The organism is Frigoribacterium faeni (assembly GCF_011761235.1).
GTDB classification, from domain to species: Bacteria; Actinomycetota; Actinomycetes; order Actinomycetales; family Microbacteriaceae; genus Frigoribacterium; species Frigoribacterium faeni_A.
In genome coordinates, this window is sequence record NZ_JAAOYW010000002.1 from 229,884 (window position 1) to 249,627 (window position 19,744).

Here is a 19,744-nt window from a genome sequence, read left to right on the forward strand (position 1 = left end):
ACCCGACGCCCCGCCCGCGCGCCCACCCGCCGACCCGACCGCGCGTCGACCCGCCGAGACACCGACCCGCCGAACCCCCAGACCCCCGAACGGACCCCGTGGCCACGCTGCTCTACTCAGACCCCATCCCCACCGTGCAGGCCCGCTACCGCCGCGAGCTCGCCGAGACGCTCGCGGGCGTCGGCACCACCGCCTCCCTCGCGCACTGGTCGCGCCCGGTCGAGGGCATGCCGGGCGCTCTCGGCACGGTCCGCATGGGCCTGAACTGCCTCTGGAACACCGTCCGGGCCCGGCTCGCCCGGCAGCCGCTGCTGCAGCTCTGGCCGAGCCTCGGCCTGCTCGAGGCGCGGGGCTGGGCCTCCCGCCGTCACGCCCGCTGGGTGCTGTTCCACGACCCGTCGCCCCTGCGGCGGCAGCACGGCTTCTCGGACCGTTCCCGCCGGTGGGCGCGGCGGGCGCCCGCGGCCACGCGACCGACGCTGCTCGTGCAGAGCCGAGCCGCCCTGGACGTGGTGCGCGAGGCGCTGCCCGCCCACCCGGCGGTGCTGACGATGCACCCGATCCTCGACGAGCAGCGCCTCGTCGCGAAGACGCCCCGCCCCTCCGTCGTCGTCGCCGGGCAGTTCAAGCCGGCCCGCGACCTCGACCTGCTCGCCGACCTGGGGCCCCGGCTCCGCCGCGCCGGCTGGACGACGACCGTCGTCGGCAGGGGCTGGCCGCCCGTCGAGGGCTGGGACGTCGACGACCGCTTCGTCTCCGAGGACGAGCTCGACGACCTGCTCGGCTCCGCCTGGGCGCTGCTGCTGCCCTACCGCGAGTACTTCCAGTCGGGCGTGGCCGTGCGGGCGCTCGAGAACGGCACGCCCACCGTGGGCGAGGCCACGCCGTTCCTCGCCGACCTGCTGCCCGGGCACGAGGCGTTGCGGGTGCCGGTCGGCGCCGGCGCCGAGGCGTACGTCGCCGCCCTGTCGCACGTCACCGACGACCCGGCCCCGATGCAGGCGGCGTTCCGCGACTACCGCGACCGTGCGCGCCGGTCGTGGGGCACCGTCGTCGCGGACGCGCGCTGACGAGCCGGGGCCTCAGCCCCAGTGCGGAGGCACGTCGGCACGCAGCTGCCGGTCGTTCTCCCCCGACGAGTGCCGAGGAGGCTCGGGTGCGGGAGCAGGATCGCTGCCGGGCACCGGGTCGGTCGAGACCCGCCGCCCGCCGCGTCGCCGCACCACGAGGGGCGCCGAGGCGACCGTCTCGACGACCGGCCCTGCGGGGTCGGGCCGACCCGCGCCTCCGGCGGGGACGTCGCCGGTGCGGTCGGAGGGCGCCACGGGGCTCAGAGCCGGTTCACGTGCTGGCTGGCGGACAGCGTCGGGACCTCTTGCGTGCGCGACCCGTCGATGCCGAGCACCTCGGCCACGCGGGCCGCGACGGCGTCCGGGTCGGTGAAGAGCTGGAACGCGTGCACCCGCACGTAGTGCCAGCCGAGGCGGCGCAGCGTCTCGGGCCGGGCGCGCAGCGACTCGCGCAGGCTGGTCCGCGACAGGGTCGTGTCGGTCTCGATCGTGACGCAGACGCCGTCGTGGGCGGCCACGAGCCCGAGCTTGCCGCGGTGGCCGAGGGCGACCGGGATGCCCTTCGCCTCGAGGCGCCGGGCGAGGTCGACCAGCATCGGGTCGGAGTCGTCGGGCACGTGCTCGGCCGTCGTGCGCGCCTGGACCTCGGTGAGGATCTCGGACAGCGCCACGGTGCCGTGGCCCATGCGGCCGCCGTCGATGTCGGCGGGCTGGAAGCAGGTGACGATGATCATCGAGCGACGGGCACGGGTCATCGCGACGGCGAGCAGGCGCTCCCCGCCGGGCTGGCCGAGGGGGCCGAAGTCGCTGAGCACCCGCCCGTGGGGCGTGCGGCCGTAGCCGATCGAGAACACGACGTGGTCGCGGCTCTGGGCGACGCTCTGCTCGAGGGTCGCGACCATGAACGGCTCGCCGCGGTCGCCGACGACGAACTCGGTGAGGTCCTTGTGGCCGGAGACGGCGGTGAGCACGGCCTGCTGCACGCGGACGGCGTGCTTCGCGCTGGCCGTGATGACCATGAGCGACTCGGCCGGGCGGGTGCGGGCGTGCTCGACGACGAGCGAGACCACGCGGTCGACCTCGGCGTCGACGCTCTCGACCGCCCCGGACTCAGGGTCGGGCACGGCCGTGCCGCCCGACACGTAGTCGAGCGCGATGCTGCCGTGGCCGAGGAAGCTGCCCGCCCAGGGCAGCGACTCGATGCGTCCGCCGTAGAACCGGCGGTTGACGAGCTCGGCGAGGTCCTCGCCGCCGGCGCGGTAGCTGCGGGTCAGCGAGAGCGTGGGCAGCAGCGTCGAGAGGCGCGCCAGGGCGCTGTCGGCGTGCAGGGCGTCCAGCTCGGCGTCGTCGTGCCGCGGGGGCTGCTTGCCCGGCGTCACGGCGATGTCGAACTCGGACGGGGTCTGCGTCACCGGGTCGCCGAAGGCCACCGTCTGCTTGCCGCGGCGGATGGCCCCGACGTTCTCGGCGATCGTCGTCGCGCCGGCGTCGACCAGCACGACGGTGTCGAAGGGCACCGTGTCGGCGATCGTGTGCACCTCGTACGGCGAGGCGAGCCAGACGGGCGCGACGGCACGGGACAGGTGCGGGGCCGCGTCGTGCAGCAGCCGGGCCGTGAGGTGCGGCTGGCGCAGCAGGGCCTTGAGCGCCGCCGCCTCCTCGGGCCAGTCGACGAGGCCGATCTTCCAGTTCTCGGCGAGCTGCCACCCGAGCAGCTGGGCGCTGCCGGCCGCGTGCGCCTCGTCGACGAGGCGGAAGTCCGCCTCGAGCCGGTCGAGCATCGCGGTGTTCGCGCCGAGCAGGGCGCGGTCGGCCTCGAGCAGCGACTCGAGGGCGGAGCGCCACCAGGCCAGCTCGAGCTCGGCGGCGACCTGCTGCTCGGGCACGTGCCGGTTGGCGAGGTCGGTGATGAGCGGGGCGAGCTCGAGGTCGCGCAGGGTGGTCATGAGCTCGGTGCGCTCCTGCAGGTTCTGCAGCACGTCGCTCTCGGCGGCGAGGTCGCGCAGCCGGGGCTGCAGCTCGACGACGCCGATCTCGGTGAGGCTGTCGTCGCCGTGCAGGCCCAGGGGCGCGTCGAGGCGCTCGAGGTCTTGGCTGACCTGCTGGTGCAGCACGTGGGCGTCGGCGATGCCGGTGGGCACCTCGGGCGGCGTGCCCGCGACGACGTAGCGCTGCCACGCGATGCGCTGCTGCTGGATGCGCTGCAGCGCGCTGTGCAGGTCGGCGATGTGCACGCCGGGGCGCACGTACTCCTTCGCCAGCTTCTTGAGGCGACGCCGGTTGGCGCTCGACATGTCGGGCGCCTCGCGCTTCGGCGCCGTGGCCGCCACGAGCTCGGCGACCGAGCGGTCGAACACGACGGGCTGGAACTTGTCGAGCGTGTCGCGGATCTCGATGAGGAGGCGCAGGTAGACGCCCAGCTCGGCCACCGACTCGAAGGGGCGCATCCGGGTGCTGCCGATCACCTCCTGGGCTCGTTCGAGCAGTCGCGGCAGGTCGCGGTGGTGCAGGTTCTTCGCGAGCTGGTGGGCGTCGCCCGCCCCGAAGGAGTCGGTGAAGCGCGCGCCGTACCAGGGCGAGTCGCCGGGGCCGTAGCGGAACTCGCCGAGGTTGGCGGCGTTGACCATCGTCTCGGCGACGCGGCGGCGGCCGTCGACCATGGCCTCGACGCTGCGGCGGCTCAGCCGCGCCGTGGTGGCCGGGGGCGCGGGCAGCAGCGCCAGGCGCGACAGCTCGGTGAGGCAGTCGAGCACCGAGACGCGCAGCACCTCGTCGCGCTTGCTCAGGGCGCCGCGGTAGTCGACGAGCACCTTGCGCAGGCGCACGAGGGCGTCGTCGACCTCGCCCATCTGCGGGTGCGTGGCCTTCTCGTCGCGGCTGATCGCGCGGATGACGTCGCGGCGCAGGGTGGTCGGCGAGACGGCCATGCCGGGCAGGCCGACGTCGGTGAGGCGGGCCGTGATGCCCCGCAGGGAGGCGCGGCGCGCGCTGACGACGAGCACGCGCTTGTTCTGCGACACCAGTCGGCCGATGGCGTTGACGATCGTCTGCGTGCCGCCCGTGCCGGGCAGGGTCTTGACGACGACCGAGGCGCCCGACGCGATCTGCGCGACGACGTTCTCCTGCTCGGGGTCGGCGTCGAGCAGCAGCGTGTCGGTCTCGGGGCTGCGCTCGTCCTGCGGCGTCGCCGTGGTCGGGCGCCAGCCCTCCTGCACCTGGCGGATGGCCATCGCGTTGCCGGCGAGCGCGTCGAGCACGGGGTGGCCGAGCTCGCGGGCGTCGAGGGCCATCTCGGTCGACACCTCGGCGAAGGTGGACACGACGAGGCGGGGCTGGACGGTGAACCAGTCGAGGTGCGCCGTGAGGCCGCGCAGCCGGTCGATCACGGGGTTCGGCGTGAACGCGCCCTCGCGGCTCGCGAGCGCGACGAACGCCTCGGCGTCGAGCGAGATGTCGAACTGGTCGTGCAGCGCGTCGGCGAGCGCCGGGTTGAGGAAGGGCTCGCCGAGCAGCTTGACCTCGAAGTCGCGGCCGTGGCGGCGGATGGCGAGCGGGCGCAGCAGCACGGGGGCGCGGTGGTCGCGGCCGGCGAACGACCAGGCGGCGATGCCGATGGCCAGGTGCACGGCGTCGATGCCGCGCACGGTCGCCAGCTCGAGGCCCTTCGCGGCGATCTCGCCGGCGGCGACGCGGGCGGTGCGCAGGGCGAGGTCGTCGCGGATGAGGCTCGAGAGCAGGGTGGTCTTGCCCGTGATGAACTGCGCGAGACCGCCGGGGTGCGTCGTGCTGAGCTCGATGCGGGCGCGCTGCTCGTCGCCGAAGTGCAGCAGGGTGGAGGTGCCGCCGACGACGCTCAGCTGGTCGCGCCAGCCGGTGCGCGACGGCTCGGCCACGTTGCCCACGGCGAGGCCGGGGTCGCCGAGGCTGACCGTCTCGGGCGAGGCCGCTCCCCCGGGCGCACCGGTCGGGGCGCCGACGGGAGGGACCCCGTCGCCGTCGTCGTCATGTTGTCTGTCGGCGCGCCACACACGGCTACCTTAAGCCGTCGCCCCCGTGATCCGCCTCAGGACGGACGGGGCGGCGGCGACTGCGGCGGCGCCTCCGGGACGGTCGGTGCGGGCCGCCCGACGGTGGCATGTGCGTGACGTGTCATCGGATGCGCCTGGCCGGTGCTGACGGATGCCGCCCGTCATGTACCGTCCCGTGCCGCGCGGCGTGCTGCGCGCCACGCGACGTCGACTCGCAGCGTGCGAGCACGTGTCGCAGCGTGCCCCGACGTGTCGCGCGGCGGGCCCGCATGGTCGCGCGACGAGTGTCACGACCGTGATCACGTGACATCTGCGTGCAGATCGGCTGGTGCGACACGCGAGTGCAGTACGGTCGACGTCAACGGTGCTGTTGCGGCGGCGGTTGCGCGGTCGCACGGCGTCCGCGCCCCCGCCCCCCACACGAACAGAGACCACGACATGCCCTTCGAGCAGAAGTACACCGACGAGACCCGCGAGAAGTCGCTCGCCCGCGTCCTCGAGCGCCGCGAGGCCGAGCCCGGCAACCGGGCCATCATCCGCGAGACCGCCGAGGAGTTCGAGGTCGGCGAGCAGTCGCTCCGCGGCTGGATCCGCGCCTGGGAGAAGGCGAACGCCCCGGCGGCGTCCGTCATCGCCGAGGAGGCGGCCGACACCGCCGAGGACGGCTCGCCCGTCCAGGCCGGTGCCGACCAGCAGGACGAGCCCGCCGCCTCCGCCGCGCCCCGCCGCGGCCGCCCGCCCGGCAGCGGCAACGGCAGCGGCAGCCAGGCGACCGCCGAGCGCGTCGCCGAGCTGGAGGCCGAGGTCGCCAAGCTGCGTCGCGACCGCGAGGCGCTCAAGGCCGCCATCGGCGTGCTCGTCGCCGACTGACCCGACGACGGCACCGGGCACGGGGTCGCACCGGGCACGCGGGCAGCGGGGGCTGCCACCGTGCCCGACGTGGCCCCGTGTCGCGTCCGGGCGCTTCGCCAGGCGCCCCGACGTGACACGCAGGAAACACGGGTCTGCCTAAGCTGACCCGACGCGGAGCGCGCAGACGCCGTTCCCCGCAGCCGAGGAGGACGCCATGGCAGGCAAGTTCATCGTCACGCAGGACGAGTCGGGCGAGTACCGCTTCGTCCTGACCGCCGGGAGCGGCGAGGTCATCGTGACCTCGGAGGGCTACAAGCAGAAGGGCGCGGCCCTCAACGCGATCGACTCGGTGCGACGCACCGCCGTCGACGCGGTCACCGACGACCGGACGCCTGAGCCGACGCCCGCCTACACGGACTGACCCGGGGCCGGTCGGCCGGGCTCGGCGCGCGTCGCCACCGCTCGGCCGGGCTCGGCGCCCGTCGCGACGGGGCGGCCGGGGTCGGACGACCAGGCGCTCCACGACCCGGGGAACAGCACGGGGTCGAACCCCGCGACGGTGAGGGCGACGGCGGCGTGCGCCGCGGTGACGCCCGAGCCGCAGTAGACCGCGACCGGTGCGCCGGGCGCGACGCCCGCCTCCTCGTACCTCGCGCGCAGCGCCTCGGGGTCCAGGAACCGGCCCGACGCGTCGACGTTGCCCGCGGTCGGCACGCTGACCGCCCCCGGCACGTGCCCGGCCCGGGGGTCGACGGGCTCGACCTCGCCGCGGTACCGCTCGGCGGCGCGGCTGTCGACGAGGGCCCCGCGTGCCGGGAACCCGGCCGCGCCCTCGGCGTCGATCGTCGGCAGGCGGCCCTCGGCGAGCACGACGTCGCCGGGCTCCGGTCGCACCTCGCCCGTCTCGAGCGGCAGGCCCGCCGCCGACCACGCCGCGAGCCCGCCGTCGAGCAGGCGCACGTCGGCGACGCCCGCCGAGCGCAGCAGCCACCACGCCCGCGCGGCGGACTGGCCGCCGAGGTCGTCGTACACGACCACGGGCTCGTCGCGGCGCAGGCCCCAGCCCCGGGCCGCGCGCTGCAGCTCGGCCGTCGACGGCAGCGGGTGGCGGCCCTCGGTCGCCGGACGACCGTGCGCCGCGAGCTCGGCGTCGAGGTCGACGTACACGGCGCCGGGCAGGTGCCCCTCCGCGTGGGCGGGGCGCCCGTCGGGACGGTCGAGGCGCCAGCGCACGTCGAGGAGGCGCGGCGGCCGCCCGCCCCGGAGGGCGCGGTCGAGCTCGGCGACATCGACGAGGGGGTGCGGGACGGCGGCGGGTCGATCGGGGGCGGCGTCCGTGGCGCTGGCGTGGTCCATGTCGCGAGGGTACCGACCGGGCCTAGGCTCGGGTCGTGCCCGACGCCCCTGCCCCGCAGTCGCCGTGGGAGGCCGCGGCGGGCGAGGCCCTCTCGGGGCTGCACCCGCGCCTCCTGCCCTACTTCCGGGCGATCCCGGCGGGCTCGGTCGGCCGCGGCCGCGGCGTCTTCGCCCGCGCGGGCACGCCGCGACGCTGGCTCTGGCCCGCGCTCCGGGTGCTGGGCCGCCAGGGCGTGCTCTTCGCCGCCTGGCAGCACGACGTGCCGTTCACCGTCGAGAACCGCCCGGGCGTCGACGACGAGGGCCGACCCGTCGTGCGGGCCGTGCGGACCTTCTCGTTCGCGACCGGAGAGCGTCGGATGGTCGACGCCGTGACGGCGACCCCCTCAGGCCTCGTCGACCACCTCGGGCACCGGAGGCGGTGGTCGGCCGACCTCGTCGCGCACGCCCGCGACGGCGCCCTCACGATGACGTCGGGCACGATGCGCGTGCGCCTGGGGCGCCGCTCGGTCGCCGTGCCCGCGCTCGTCTCGCCCCGGGTGTCGCTGCGCGAGGAGTTCGACGTCGCCGTCGGCCGCCAGCGGGTCTCGGTGACCCTCGACGCGCCGGTGATCGGCCGGATCTACGAGTACACGGGCCACTTCGACTACTCGGTCGAGCCCGACCAGCCAGGGGAGACAGCACCATGACCGAGCACGTCGTCATCGCCGGGGCGTCCGGCTTCATCGGCCAGCACCTGGCCGCCGCGTGGCGGGCCCGGGGAGCCCGCGTCAGCGAGATCGGCCGCTCGGGGCCCGACGCCCGCTGGGGCGACACCGCGGCGATCACGGCGCTGCTCGAGGGGGCCGACCTGCTCGTCAACCTCGCGGGCAAGAGCGTCGACTGCCGCTACGGCCCGGCGAACCGGGCGGAGATCATGCAGTCGCGGGTCGAGACGACGCGCGAGCTGAGGGAGGCGGTGCTCGCCTGCGCCGCGCCTCCTCGGCTCTGGATGAACTCGTCCACCGCGACGATCTACCGCCACGCCGAGGACCGCCCGATGACGGAGTCGACGGGCGAGATCGGGAGCGGCTTCTCGGTCGACGTCGCCACGAGCTGGGAGCGCGAGTTCTTCGCCGGCGACCTGCCCGACACCCGCCGCGTCGCGCTGCGCATCGCCATCGTGCTCGGCGACGGGAGCGCGCTCGTCCCGCTGATGGGCCTCGCCCGCGCCGGCCTGGGCGGGCCCCAGCTCGACGGCCCCTGGCCCGCCACCCGGGCACGGGTCGCCGCCGGCACCCACCACCGGCAGGGCGCGGGCGGGGGCAGGCAGAAGTTCAGCTGGATCCACGTCGACGACGTGCTCGGGGCGATGGACTGGCTGCGCGAGCACGACGAGGTCGACGGGGTCGTCAACCTCTCGTCGCCGAACCCGAGCGACAACCGCACGATGATGGGCATCGTGCGCCGCGCGGTGGGGATGCCCGTCGGGCTGCCCGCCACGCGCTGGATGCTCGAGCTCGGCACCGCCGTGCTGCGCACCGAGACCGAGCTCGTGCTCAAGAGCCGGTGGGTGCTGCCCGAGCGGCTCGTCGAAGGCGGCTACGAGTTCGCCCACCCGCACCTGGACGAGGCCGTGAAGCGGATCGTGGCCGAGCGGCGGAGCCGGGCCTAGGCCGGTCAGGCGACGGGCAGCTTCGCCGACAGCTCGGCGTCGGTCGGCTCGACCAGGTGGCTGCCGTCGGGGAACACGACGACGGGGATCTGCGTGCGGCCGCTGATCGCGAGGGCGCGGTCGGCGCCGTCCTCGACCGCCTCGAGGTCGACGTAGTCGTACTCGACGCCCTCGCGGTCGAGCAGCGCCTTCGAGCGGCGGCAGTCACGGCACCACTCGGCGCCGAACATGAGGATGCGGTCGGGGGCTGCGTCGGACATGCGCCCATCGTACGCTCGCGCCCCCGGGCGCCCCTCCCCCGACAGGTGTCGCCGTGCGGACCGCCCGATGGGATACTGGGCCCCTCACCAGCCCGCACCAGCCCCCACCCGAGAGGACCGGCGTGAAGAGACTGCGCGACGACCAGGCCCGCATGCACCTCGTCATGATGCTGACCCTGACGTTCTCGACGGGCATCGTCGACGCCGTCGGCTATCTCGGCCTCGACAGGGTCTTCACCGCGAACATGACGGGCAACGTCGTCATCCTCGGCATGGCGATCGCGCAGGCGGGCGGCCTGCCGATCCTCGGGCCGGTCGTCGCGCTGGCGACGTTCCTGCTCGGCGCCGCCGTGGGCGGACGGCTGCTGCGCGGCGCGCGGGTCGGCTGGTCGGGCCGCAGCACGGTCACCTTCTCGAGCACGGGAGCGCTGCTCGTCGGCCTGGGCGTCGCCTCCGTGCTCGCCCCGCCCGAGGCCGGCACCCCGTGGGGCTACTCGGTGACCGGGCTGCTCGGGCTCGCGATGGGGCTGCAGGCGGCGAGCGCCCGCCGCCTCGCCGTGGCCGACGTCACGACGATCGTGGTCACGTCGACAATCGTCGGCCTCGCGTCCGACTCCCGTCTCGCGGGCGGCGACGGCGCCCGTGCGCCGCGCCGCGTGCTGGCCGTCCTCGCCATCCTCGCCGGCGCCGGCGTGGGGGCGCTGCTGCTCGACGTCCACATCGGCGTCGGCATGGCCGTCGCGGGCGGGCTCACGATGCTCGTCGCCCTGGCCGGGCACCTGCTGCGGGCGCGTCGGGCCGAGCTGGCCGCGGCCGAGGCCGCCGCGGCGGCGAAGGAGGCGTCGGTCGCCTCGACCGACACCGTCACCCGCTGAGGCCCCTGACGCCCGACCGGCAGCCCCGGGTCTGAGTCATCAGACGAAGGCTTCAGGCGAGGGCCTCAGGCGACGGGCTGCACCGGCGACGCCGTCTCGGCGCCGCGGCCCGTCTCGGCCGTCCGCTCGGCGAAGACGACGCGCAGGCGCTGCAGGGCGATCTCGACCAGCTGCACCCCCACCTCCTGCTTCTCGGCCTCGTCGTCGAGCTTGAGGCGACGGTCGAGCTCGTCGACCACCTCGTCACGGCTGCGGCCGGCGGTGCGGATGACGAAGGCGCGGCCGAAGCGCTCCTCGTAGACGGCGCCTCCCTCGGCGAGCGCCTTGACGAGCTGGGGGTCGTCGGTGTCGTGGGCGGCCCGCTGCTCGCGGCGGCCGTACTCATCGGCGCCCGCGTCGCCGGTGGCGGGGGCCGTCACGAGGTCGTGCTGCTCGAGGGCCTGGTCGACCTCGTCGGGGGCGAGCGGGTCGCCCGCGCGGCGCGCGGCCGCGAGGAGCTCGTCGACGTCGGCGAAGGGCGCCTCGGCGGCCACCTCGTCGACCCAGCGAGGCACGGACAGGGCGGTGGCCAGCCGCTCGCGCAGCTCGCCTTCGGGGAGGTCGATCATGTCGTGAACGGTACCCGTCGGGCGGGCGCCCGGCCCCGGGCCCACGCGCCCGGGCGGCGGCTCGCCCACGGCCGGGGGCGGCGGCGTGGCTAGGTTGGGCGCATGCGCATCGCCCTCGCCCAGATCTGGAGCACCCGAGACCCGGCCCGCAACCTCCGCGAGGTCGAGCGGGCGGCCGAGGAGGCGGCGGTCGCCGGGGCCGAGCTGGTCGTGTTCCCCGAGGCGGCCATGACCGCGTTCGGCTCCGACCTCGCCGCGGCCGCCGAGCCGCTCGACGGGCCGTGGGCGACGGCCGTGCTCGCCCTCGCCGCCCGCCTCGGCGTGACGATCGTCGTGGGCACGTTCACCCCGGGCCGGGACGGCCGCGTGCGCAACACGCTGCTCGTGGCCGGGCCGGAGGGCGCCCCGGCGGCGAGCTACGACAAGGTGCACCTGTTCGACGCCTTCGGGCACGCCGAGTCCGACTCGGTCGACGGCGGGGACGAGGCCGTCACGGTCGCGGTCGGCGACGCCGTCGTGGGCCTGGCCACCTGCTACGACGTGCGGTTCCCCGCGCTGTTCCTCGCGAACGCGACGTCGGGCGCGCAGGTGAGCGTCGTCGCCGCGTCGTGGGGCGACGGGCCGGGCAAGGTGGACCAGTGGCGCCTGCTGACCCGGGCCCGGGCGGCAGACAGCACCACCTTCGTCGTCGCCGTGGGGCAGGCGGACCCGGCCGCCGTCGCCGAGGCCGCCCGCGAGGCCGGCGACGCCGAGACGGAGCGCGAGGCCGCCGCGGCGGCGGGCAGCGCGTCGCCGACCGGCGTCGGCCACAGCCTCGTCGCCTCTCCCCTCGGGGCGGTCGTGGCCGAGCTCGGCGCCGCGCCCGGCCTGCTCGTCGTCGACCTCGACCTCGACGAGGTCGCCGCGGCGCGGCGCACCCTGCCCGTGCTGGCGAACCAGCGGTTCGCGGTCGCGACCGCTCCTCGGGGCTGAGGCCGCGCCTCCTCGGGGCCGGGCCTACGGTGGGGGCATGACACGTGCCGTGCAGACCCCGTCCACCGTCGTCGCGATCACGGGAGGCCGGGTCGTGCCCGTGGTGGGCGACCCGGTCGAGGGCGGCACGGTGCTGATCCGCGACGGCGTGGTCGAGGCCGTGGGCCCGGCCGCCGACGTGACGGTGCCCGCCGACGCGCGCGTGGTCGACGCCACGGGCCGCTGGGTGCTGCCGGGCTTCGTCGAGGCCCACGGCCACGTCGGCATCAGCGAGGAGGCCAACGGCCCCGCCGGCAACGACACGAACGAGATGACCGACCCGAACACCGCCGGGGTGCGCGCGATCGACGCGATCGACATCGACGACGAGGGGTTCCGCGACGCGCTGTCGGGCGGCGTCACGAGCGTCGTCGTCAAGCCCGGCAGCGGCAACGTGATCGGCGGGCGCACCGTCGCGATCAAGACCTGGGGCAGCCGCACGATCGACGAGCAGGTCATCAAGCACGCCGTGAGCGTCAAGAGCGCGCTGGGCGAGAACCCCAAGCGCGTCTACGGCGCGAAGGACGCCGTGCCGTCGACGCGGCTCGGCGTCGCCTGGGTGCTGCGCCAGGCGTTCGAGGACGCCCGGTTCTACGCGGCGTCGCGCGCCGCGGCGGCGACGAAGGGCGAGCCGTTCCGCCGCGACCTGCGGCTCGAGACCCTCGCCGACGTGCTCGACGGCACCCTCGTGTGGGACCAGCACACGCACCGGCACGACGACATCGCCACGGCGATCCGGCTCTCGGAGGAGTTCGGCTACCGCCTCGTCGTCAACCACGGCACCGAGGGCCACAAGCTCGCCGACGTGCTCGCCGAGAAGGGCATCCCGGTGATCTTCGGCCCCATGCTCACCTCGCGCACCAAGGTCGAGCTGCGCGACCGCGCCATCGCCAACCTCGCCGCCCTGGCCCGTGCCGGCGTCACCGTCGCCATCACGACCGACCACCCGGTCGTGCCGATCAACTTCCTGGTGCACCAGGCGTCGTTCGCCGTCAAGGAGGGGCTCGACCCCGTCGTCGCCCTCGAGGCGCTGACGATCAACCCGGCGCGCATGCTCGGGCTCGACGACCGGGTGGGCGCCCTGGCCCCCGGGCTCGACGGCGACGTCGTCATCTGGTCGGGCGACCCCCTCGACGTGATGAGCCGGGCCGAGCACGTGCTCATCGCGGGCACGACCGTCTACGAGTGGGACGCCGCGGCGCACCGCGGCCGCACGGTCGAGCGCTCGGAGCGCTTCGTCGCCGCGGCGGCCGCCGCACGCGGCGGGCGCACCCGGGGCCGGCGGGCCAGCCGGCCCTGAGCCGGGCGGCCCGGGCTCGGGTCTGTGCCCGAGTCCGCGCCGACTCAGGCCCGCCCGGGCTCGGGGCCGCGCGGCTCGGCCCCGCCCGGGCTCGCTACGGGGCGTCGGGCGAGTCGACCGTCACCGTGCCCGCGACGATCTCGTCGCTGAGCGCGTCGACCTCGGCCGCGAGGTCGGCGGGCACGCTCGACTCGAGGTCGTGGAACGGCGCGAGGCCGACTCCCCCGTTCTCGAGCGTGCCGACGTACGGCTCGTTCGTGAAGGTGTCGTCCGTCGTCGACACGGCGATCTCGCGGACGGCCTGCTCGGTGTCTTTGAGCACCGACGTGAGCAGGATCGGCCGGTAGGTCTCGGGCAGGGTGTCGTACCCGTCGTTGTCGACCCAGATGACGCTCACTCCCCCGGCGTCGAGGGCGGCGGAGGCGGCGCCCTCGCCCACCTGGCCGGCGACCGGCATGATGACGTCGGCGCCCTGGTCGATCAGGGCCTGGGCCACCTGCTTGCCCTTGTTGACGTCCTCGAAGTCGCCGGTGAACGAGCCGTCGCGCGCCTCCTGGTCCCAGCCGAGCACCCGGACCGTCGTGCCGTGCGCGGCGTTGTAGGCGTCGACGCCCTGGGCGAAGCCGTCCATGAACAGGGTGACGGGCGGCTGGTTGCCGCCGCCGAAGGTGCCGACGGCGCCCGTCTTCGAGACACCGGCCGCCAGGTACCCGGCGAGGTACGACGCCTGGGCCGTGTCGAACAGGATCGGCTTGACGTTGTCGCCCTCGACGGTCTCGTCGACGATCGCGAAGTCGACGTCGGGGTTCGCGGCCGCCTCCTCCTGCGTGGCGGCGGCCAGCTCGTAGCCCACCGTCAGCACGAAGCCGCAGCCGGAGCCGACCGCCTGCGAGACGTTCGGGGCGAGGTCCGTCTCCGACGTCGAGACGAGCACCTCGGAGTCGACGCCGTCGGCCCCCGCCGCCTGCAGCCCCGCCCAGCTCGACTGGTTGAACGAGCGGTCGTCGAGGCCGCCCGAGTTCGTGACCATGCGCGCGCAGTGCTCGGCGGCGGCGGTGGGGGCGGCGTCGCCGCCCTCGGGCGCCGAGGCGCACGCCGAGAGCAGGAGGAGGCCCGCGAGGCCGGCCCCGGCGCCGAGGAGGCGCGGGCGGGCGGTGCGGGACGACGAGCGGGAGACGGCACGGACAGACACGGATGACCTCCTGGACGGCGAGCGGGCGCTGCTCTGCCGACGATCATGGCACCTCCGCCGCCCGGTCACGGCGCCGGGGCCGCCTGCCCGGGCAGGTGGTGTCCGATCGTGACCTGGGGAGGGACGACCGCCCCGCAGCCGGAGGCGCGACGCCGGCCCAGCGGGCCCCCACGCCGACCCCGACCCCGAGGAGGTGCGGCGTCAGCCCTCGGGGAGGCCCGCCGCCCGGGCCAGCAGCGCGAGCTGCACCCGACCGTCGACGCCGAGCTTGTCGTACGCGTGGCCGAGGTGCGTCTTCACGGTCGCGACGCTCACGTAGAGCTCGGCCCCGATCTGGGCGTTCGAGCGCCCGCGCACGACGCCCCGCACGACGTCGGCCTCGCGGGCGGTGAGCTGCGCCAGACGCGACCGGGCCTCGTCGGTCGCGGCCGCCGCCTCCTCGACGCCGTCGTCCACGATCGCGAGGGACCCGGACGCCGTCGCGGCCCCGATGACGCGGTCGAGCACGCTCGGCGACAGCGTCGAGCGCCCCCGCGCCGCGGCGTGCACGGCCGCCACGAGCTCGGCCGGCGGGGTGTCCTTGAGCAGGAACCCGCGGGCCCCGAGGCGGAGCGCGCCGAGCACCATGTCGTCGGCGTCGAAGGTCGTGAGCACGAGGACGGCGAGGTCGGGCCGTCGGGCGAGCTCGAGCCGGGTGGTCTCGAGGCCGTCGCGCCGGGGCATCCGGATGTCCATCAGCACGACGTCGGGCCGGGTCGCCGCGATGACCTGCTCGGCCTCGACCCCGTCGCCCGCCTCGCCGACGACCTCGATCGACGACTCCCCGCCGAGCAGCAGCCGCAGGCCGGAGCGGACGAGGTGCTCGTCGTCGACGAGGACGACGCGGACGGGCGCGGCGCCCCCGGGGCTCAGCGGCTCCACGGGAGCCTCGCCTCGACGACGTGGCGGCCGTGCGTCGCGTCGACGGTCAGGTGCCCGCCGACCAGCCGGGCCCGCTCGGCGAGGCCGTCGAGGCCGTGGCCGCCGGACGACGCCGGGACCGCACCGTCGGGGAAGGACGGCGCCGACGCGGGCACGGGGTTCTCGACGCGCACGACGAGGTCCCCGCCGGGTCGTCCGCCCAGGGTGATCGTCACGGGCTGGTCCGGCGCGTGCCGGCGGGCGTTCGTCAGGCCCTCCTGCACGATGCGGTACGCGTGCCGGCTGATCGTGGTGGGCGGCGCCTCCTCGGGGTCGTCGCCGACCGGCAGCGTCGACTCGAGCTGCACCACGGCGCCCGCCGCCCGTGCCTCGTCGAGCAGGGCGCCCAGTCCCGCCAGGGTGGGCTGGGGCGGCGCCACCGCCCCGGAGCCGTCGGGCTCGCGCAGCACGCCGAGCACGTCGCGCAGCTCGACGAGCGCCGTGCGGGCGTTGTCGCGGATGACGCCGGCCGTCGCCCGCGCCTCGGCGGGGTCGAGGCCCTCGCGGTACTCGAGGGCGCCGGCGTGCAGGGCGACGAGCGAGAGCCGGTGGGCGAGCACGTCGTGCATCTCGCGCGCGATCCGGGTGCGTTCGAGGTCGCGGGCCTGGCCGAGGCGCAGCTGCTCCTCCTCCTCGACGAGGCGGGCGCGCTCGCGGAGGCTGCGCACCAGCTCGCGGCGACCGCCGATGTAGAGCCCGACCACGACGATCAGGGTCGTGGCGAGGACGGCCGCGAGGAGCGTCTGCCAGAAGGGCAGCGACGGCTCCGACGAGAGCACGAAGAGCTCGCCCAGCAGGCTCGACACGAGGAACACGAGGGCCGCGGGCACGATCTCGGCGCGGCGGCGCCGCGTGGCGAGCGAGACGAGCATCATCGACGCGGCCACCGACCCGAAGGGCGTGAAGCCCGCGAGGGCGGCGGCCACCAGCGTGAGGACGAGCGGGGCCCGGTGGCGCAGCGGCAGCAGCACCAGGACGGTCAGCCCGAGGACGACGTCGAGGAGCACGAACAGGACGAAGAGGTGGTCGGCCCCGCGGCTGCTGGTGGGGTCGCCGAACCACACCGCCAGCGAGACGACCAGCCCGCCCAGCGCCGCCACGATCAGGCGCCAGACCTCGCCCCAGGCTCGGGCCCAGCCGCGCGGTCGATCGGTGGTGTCTGCGGTGCTCATGCTGCGAGCGTACGGAGGGGGCGCCTCCTCGGGGATCGACCGAAGGTCGGAGGTGTGCCGAGCCGCGGGCGCCGGGGCACGCCTCGCGTCGTTCAGGAACCTCGCGCGCGGGGTTCCTGAGCCGTGCGCGACCCAGGACGCCCGCCGCCCTCTCGACACGGATCAGGACGCAGGTTCCTGAACGGGGAGAGGGGGTCAGCCGGTGTTCTGCAGGCCGGCGGCGATGCCGTTGACGGTGAGCAGCAGGAGGCGGTGGTCGGCGTCCGCCGGGTCCTTCTCGACCGAACGGCGGATGCCCCGCAGCGCCCGCAGCTGCAGCAGCGACAGCGCGTCGACGTAGGGGCTCCGGAGGCGCACCGAGCGGCTCAGCACCGGCCGCCCCTCGAGCACGTCGCTCGACCCGCTCGTCGCGAGCACCCACTCGCGGGTGAGCGCCATCTCGGCGAGCACCCGGTCGGCGAGGTCGTCGCGCTCGCCGAGGCCGAGGTAGCGGCGGGCGATGTGGTCGTCGGTCTTGGCCAGCGAGAGCTCGACGTTCTTGATCATCGTGCGGAACAGCGGCCACGCCTCGTACGCCTCGCGCAGCACCTGCACGTCGCCGACCGCGGCGAGCGCCGAGCCGAGGCCGTACCAGCCGGCGAGGTTGATGCGGGCCTGGGTCCAGGCGAACACCCACGGGATCGCGCGAAGGTCTTCGAGGGACTCGACCGAGAGGCCGCGCCGGGCGGGACGCGAGCCGAGCGCGAGCAGGCCCACCTCCTCCATCGGGGTGACGGTCGCGAACCACTGGGCGAAGCCGTCGGCCTTGACGAGGCCGAAGAACGCGTCTCGCGAGGCGGCGTCCATCGCCGCGGCGAGCGGGGCGAAGCGCTCGGCGGAGGCGGCGTTCGCGGCGGCCGTGGACGGCGTCGACGCGTGCAGGGTCGCGGCCGCCATCTGCTCGATGTGGCGCGCGGCGATCACCTTGTTGCCGTAGTTCGCGAGGATCACCTCGCCCTGCTCGGTGATCTTGAAGCGGCCCTCGACCGACCCGGGCGGCTGGGCCCGGACGGCCTCGTGGGCCGGCCCGCCGCCGCGGCCCATCGAGCCGCCGCGGCCGTGGAACAGGGTCAGCTGGATCTCGTTGCGCTCGGCCCACTCGGCGATGCGCGCCTGGGCGTCGTAGAGGGCGAAGGTGGCGCTGACCGGGCCGACGTCCTTCGACGAGTCGGAGTAGCCGAGCATCACCTCGAGCTTCCGGCCCGTCGCGGCGAGGCGACGCTGCACCGCCTCGGTCTGCAGGGCCTCGTCGAGGATGCGCGTGGACGCCTCGAGGTCGGCGAACGTCTCGAAGAGCGGGACGACGTCGAGCACCGGCGCCGCCTCGGCGGAGCCCAGCGCGATCTCGGCGAGCTCGACGACGTTCGCGAGGTCGGCCGACGACTGCGTGAACGACACGATGTAGCGGGAGGCGGCCCGTCGCCCGAAGCGCCGCTGCAGCGAGGCGACGGTGCGGAACACGTCGAGCACCTCGACGGTCTGCGCGCTGAGCTCGCCGCCCGCGCGGGCCTCCTCGAGGGCGGCGCGGTGCACCTGCGAGTGCTGGCGCACCTCGAGCTCGGCGAGGTGGAACCCGAACGTCTCGACCTGCCAGACGAGGTTCTGCAGCTCGCCGTTGGCGGCGCGGTGGGCACCGGCCGCGCGCAGCGACGCCTGGACCGTGCGGAGGTCGGCGAGCAGGTCGTCGGGGCCGGCGTAGGCGAGGCCCTCGACGCCGCGACGGGTGGCGTCGACGCGCTCGGCGACGAAGAGCAGCACGCGGCGGTGGGTCTCGTTCGGCGAGCGGATGCCGATGCGCGAGGCGGTGTCGGGGTCGAGGGCGCGCTGCTGCTCGGCGAGCTCGCGGACGCCGGCGTCGGCCGGGGTGTCGGCCTCGTCGAGGGTGAGCGTGCCGCCGATGCGGCTCGTCGCGCGGTGCAGGCCGAGCAGCACGTGCTCGGAGGCGATCTCGGCGGCGGCGCGCGTCACCTCGGCGGTGACGTGCGGGTTGCCGTCGCGGTCGCCCCCGATCCAGCTGCTGAAGCGCATGAACGCGGGCGCGGCGACGGGCTGCCGGCCGGCTCCGTCGCCGTTGAGGCGGTCGTCGAGCACGCGGTAGACGTGCGGCACGACCTCGAACAGGGTCTGGTCGAAGACGTTCATCGCCGTGCGGACCTCGTCGAGCGGGGTCGGGCGGGTCGTGCGCAGCGGCGAGGTGCGCCAGAGCACGTCGATCTCCTCGAGGAGGCGGCGCTCGGTCTCGAGCAGGTCGGCGGTGCTCTGCGCCGAGTCGCGCTCGTCGAGCAGGTCGCTGATGCGGCGGATCGTGCTGGCGACCGCCCGACGGCGGGCCTCGGTGGGGTGCGCGGTGAAGACGGGCTGGAACCGCAGCTCCTGCAGGCGGGCCGACGCCTCCTCGGCCCCCAGCTCGTCGACGAGCCGCTCGACCGCGGCGGGCAACGAGTCGGCGCGCTCGCGGCGGCGGCGCAGCACGCGGACGCGGTGGTGCTCCTCGGCGAGGTTCGACAGGTGGAAGTACACGGTGAAGGCACGCGCGACCTGCTCGGCGCGCTGCTGGTCGAGCTCGGCGACGATCTCGCCGGCGCGGTCGACCGGCTCGGCGGAGTCGGTCTTGCCGGCGTGGCCCGCGGCGGCGTCCTCGTAGGCCGAGATGACGGCGGCGCGCAGCCGCTCGACGTCGGCGAGCAGGTCGGGGCCGCCGGCCTCGGTGAGCACGCGTCCGAGCAGGCTGCCCAGGAAGCTGACGTCGGCGCGCAGGTCGGTGTCGACCGCCCCTCGGACGTCGTCTCGGCTGGCTCCGTCGGGTCGCTTCGCGGTGTCGGTGTCGGTCACGGGACCATCATGGACGAACTCGGGGCCGGATGACGCCGTGTTCGCGTCCTGCTGCGTGCCCGCGGCCTAGAACCAGCGGCGGATGACCTGGTCGAACACGTTCTTCGCGACGCCGAGGGGGCCGGGCAGCGGCTCGCCGTCGTCCCGGCCGACCGCCCTCAGGAGGGCGAGCTGCGCCTCCTCGTACTGCTCGGCCTCGTCCTCGGAGAGGTCGGAAGGGGCGTCGCGGCGGGCGCGCGCCAGGGCCTCGAGCTGGCGCACGCTCCACCGCATGCCGACGGGCTGCGGCGCGGTCTCGATCAGCTGGTGCAGGTCGACGTCCGACCGGCGGCCCCGCGGGTCGGCGGCCGCGCGGACCAGGTCGGTGAGGCCCCGCAGGCTCGCCTCGGTGCCGTGGGCGTCCTGCACGCGGCGGGCGCGGCTGCACAGGTCATAGAGCAGTGCCTCGTCCATGGGCTCTCCCCTCGTCTCTCCGACATGCAGCATGCCAGAGACGAGGGGCGGCGTCCACGACCCCCAAAGACACATTTGACGG

The 19,744-nt window shown here is 75.4% G+C and carries 18 protein-coding genes; 8 read left to right on the top strand and 10 right to left on the bottom strand.

Annotated features, from left to right (window positions below; all coding sequences use genetic code 11):
* Positions 1 to 98 precede the first annotated feature (98 nt).
* Positions 99 to 1,070, top strand: a complete 972-nt coding sequence (locus FHR78_RS07495) for a glycosyltransferase (protein ID WP_166759913.1) — start codon at positions 99 to 101, stop codon at positions 1,068 to 1,070.
* A gap of 12 nt (positions 1,071 to 1,082) precedes the next feature.
* On the opposite strand, the gene FHR78_RS07500 is transcribed toward FHR78_RS07495, so the two are convergent.
* A complete protein-coding gene (locus tag FHR78_RS07500; RefSeq protein ID WP_166759914.1) occupies positions 1,083 to 1,325 on the bottom strand; it encodes a hypothetical protein in 243 nt (80 codons plus the stop codon).
* Positions 1,326 to 1,330: 5 nt separating this feature from the next.
* Entirely contained in the window at positions 1,331 to 5,098 is a 3,768-nt protein-coding gene (locus FHR78_RS07505) for an AAA family ATPase (RefSeq protein ID WP_166759915.1), read from the bottom strand.
* A gap of 438 nt (positions 5,099 to 5,536) precedes the next feature.
* On the opposite strand from FHR78_RS07505, the gene FHR78_RS07510 reads away from it, so the two are divergent.
* Positions 5,537 to 5,968 (top strand): hypothetical protein, encoded by a 432-nt coding sequence (locus FHR78_RS07510; protein ID WP_166759916.1) that lies wholly within the window; start codon positions 5,537 to 5,539, stop codon positions 5,966 to 5,968.
* 196 nt (positions 5,969 to 6,164) lie between these two features.
* Positions 6,165 to 6,371 carry a YegP family protein gene (locus FHR78_RS07515; RefSeq protein WP_166759917.1) on the top strand — a complete coding sequence of 69 codons (207 nt, stop codon included), beginning with the start codon at positions 6,165 to 6,167 and terminating at the stop codon, positions 6,369 to 6,371.
* On the opposite strand, the gene FHR78_RS07520 is transcribed toward FHR78_RS07515, so the two are convergent.
* Positions 6,359 to 7,306, bottom strand: a complete 948-nt coding sequence (locus tag FHR78_RS07520) for a sulfurtransferase (protein WP_166759918.1) — start codon at positions 7,304 to 7,306, stop codon at positions 6,359 to 6,361. The two genes, FHR78_RS07515 and FHR78_RS07520, sit on opposite strands and share 13 nt — an antisense overlap.
* 35 nt (positions 7,307 to 7,341) lie before the next feature.
* Between FHR78_RS07520 and FHR78_RS07525 the strand changes: the two genes are divergently transcribed.
* On the top strand, positions 7,342 to 7,995 hold the full coding sequence (locus tag FHR78_RS07525) for a DUF4166 domain-containing protein (protein ID WP_166759919.1): 654 nt from the start codon (positions 7,342 to 7,344) through the stop codon (positions 7,993 to 7,995).
* Entirely contained in the window at positions 7,992 to 8,960 is a 969-nt protein-coding gene (locus FHR78_RS07530; RefSeq protein ID WP_166759920.1) for an epimerase, read from the top strand. The genes FHR78_RS07525 and FHR78_RS07530 overlap by 4 nt, the downstream gene beginning before the upstream one ends.
* A 5-nt stretch (positions 8,961 to 8,965) precedes the next feature.
* Here the strand turns inward: FHR78_RS07530 and FHR78_RS07535 are convergent, their stop codons facing one another.
* Complete coding sequence (locus FHR78_RS07535; RefSeq protein WP_166759921.1) at positions 8,966 to 9,220, bottom strand: glutaredoxin family protein; 255 nt, start codon at positions 9,218 to 9,220, stop codon at positions 8,966 to 8,968.
* 122 nt (positions 9,221 to 9,342) lie between these two features.
* On the opposite strand from FHR78_RS07535, the gene FHR78_RS07540 reads away from it, so the two are divergent.
* Positions 9,343 to 10,095, top strand: a complete 753-nt coding sequence (locus tag FHR78_RS07540) for a YoaK family protein (protein ID WP_347878110.1) — start codon at positions 9,343 to 9,345, stop codon at positions 10,093 to 10,095.
* Between the two features lie 65 nt (positions 10,096 to 10,160).
* Here FHR78_RS07540 and FHR78_RS07545 read toward each other — a convergent pair whose 3' ends face one another.
* A complete protein-coding gene (locus tag FHR78_RS07545; RefSeq protein ID WP_166759922.1) occupies positions 10,161 to 10,703 on the bottom strand; it encodes a 2-oxo-4-hydroxy-4-carboxy-5-ureidoimidazoline decarboxylase in 543 nt (180 codons plus the stop codon).
* Between the two features lie 102 nt (positions 10,704 to 10,805).
* On the opposite strand from FHR78_RS07545, the gene FHR78_RS07550 reads away from it, so the two are divergent.
* Both FHR78_RS07550 and FHR78_RS07555 read left to right on the top strand, forming a co-directional pair.
* On the top strand, positions 10,806 to 11,675 hold the full coding sequence (locus FHR78_RS07550; protein ID WP_166759923.1) for a carbon-nitrogen hydrolase family protein: 870 nt from the start codon (positions 10,806 to 10,808) through the stop codon (positions 11,673 to 11,675).
* Positions 11,676 to 11,712: 37 nt separating this feature from the next.
* Positions 11,713 to 13,014, top strand: a complete 1,302-nt coding sequence (locus FHR78_RS07555) for an amidohydrolase (RefSeq protein WP_166759924.1) — start codon at positions 11,713 to 11,715, stop codon at positions 13,012 to 13,014.
* 94 nt (positions 13,015 to 13,108) lie between these two features.
* Here the strand turns inward: FHR78_RS07555 and FHR78_RS07560 are convergent, their stop codons facing one another.
* From FHR78_RS07560 to FHR78_RS07580, 5 genes are all read right to left on the bottom strand, one after another.
* On the bottom strand, positions 13,109 to 14,206 hold the full coding sequence (locus tag FHR78_RS07560) for a BMP family lipoprotein (RefSeq protein ID WP_347878111.1): 1,098 nt from the start codon (positions 14,204 to 14,206) through the stop codon (positions 13,109 to 13,111).
* 201 nt (positions 14,207 to 14,407) lie between these two features.
* A complete protein-coding gene (locus tag FHR78_RS07565; protein WP_347878112.1) occupies positions 14,408 to 15,127 on the bottom strand; it encodes a response regulator transcription factor in 720 nt (239 codons plus the stop codon).
* The gene (locus tag FHR78_RS07570) at positions 15,115 to 16,338 is read right to left on the bottom strand and encodes a sensor histidine kinase (RefSeq protein ID WP_243862268.1); all 1,224 of its coding nucleotides are present in this window, start codon (positions 16,336 to 16,338) and stop codon (positions 15,115 to 15,117) included. Before FHR78_RS07570 ends, FHR78_RS07565 begins: the two co-directional genes overlap by 13 nt.
* Positions 16,339 to 16,533: 195 nt before the next feature.
* Entirely contained in the window at positions 16,534 to 19,209 is a 2,676-nt protein-coding gene (locus FHR78_RS07575) for a phosphoenolpyruvate carboxylase (protein ID WP_166759925.1), read from the bottom strand.
* A 66-nt stretch (positions 19,210 to 19,275) separates the two neighbouring features.
* Positions 19,276 to 19,662 (bottom strand): hypothetical protein, encoded by a 387-nt coding sequence (locus tag FHR78_RS07580; protein WP_166759926.1) that lies wholly within the window; start codon positions 19,660 to 19,662, stop codon positions 19,276 to 19,278.
* Positions 19,663 to 19,744: the final 82 nt, after the last annotated feature.

Bases quoted from the DNA above. Each gene is read 5' to 3' on its own strand.
- FHR78_RS07510 (WP_166759916.1), top strand. From the start codon at position 5,537: ATGCCCTTCGAGCAGAAGTACACCGACGAGACCCGCGAGAAGTCGCTC.
- FHR78_RS07520 (WP_166759918.1), bottom strand. From the start codon at position 7,306: ATGGACCACGCCAGCGCCACGGACGCCGCCCCCGATCGACCCGCCGCC.
- FHR78_RS07530 (WP_166759920.1), top strand. From the start codon at position 7,992: ATGACCGAGCACGTCGTCATCGCCGGGGCGTCCGGCTTCATCGGCCAG.
- FHR78_RS07555 (WP_166759924.1), top strand. From the start codon at position 11,713: ATGACACGTGCCGTGCAGACCCCGTCCACCGTCGTCGCGATCACGGGA.
- FHR78_RS07545 (WP_166759922.1), bottom strand. From the start codon at position 10,703: ATGATCGACCTCCCCGAAGGCGAGCTGCGCGAGCGGCTGGCCACCGCC.
- FHR78_RS07550 (WP_166759923.1), top strand. From the start codon at position 10,806: ATGCGCATCGCCCTCGCCCAGATCTGGAGCACCCGAGACCCGGCCCGC.
- FHR78_RS07570 (WP_243862268.1), bottom strand. From the start codon at position 16,338: ATGAGCACCGCAGACACCACCGATCGACCGCGCGGCTGGGCCCGAGCC.
- FHR78_RS07535 (WP_166759921.1), bottom strand. From the start codon at position 9,220: ATGTCCGACGCAGCCCCCGACCGCATCCTCATGTTCGGCGCCGAGTGG.
- FHR78_RS07580 (WP_166759926.1), bottom strand. From the start codon at position 19,662: ATGGACGAGGCACTGCTCTATGACCTGTGCAGCCGCGCCCGCCGCGTG.
- FHR78_RS07515 (WP_166759917.1), top strand. From the start codon at position 6,165: ATGGCAGGCAAGTTCATCGTCACGCAGGACGAGTCGGGCGAGTACCGC.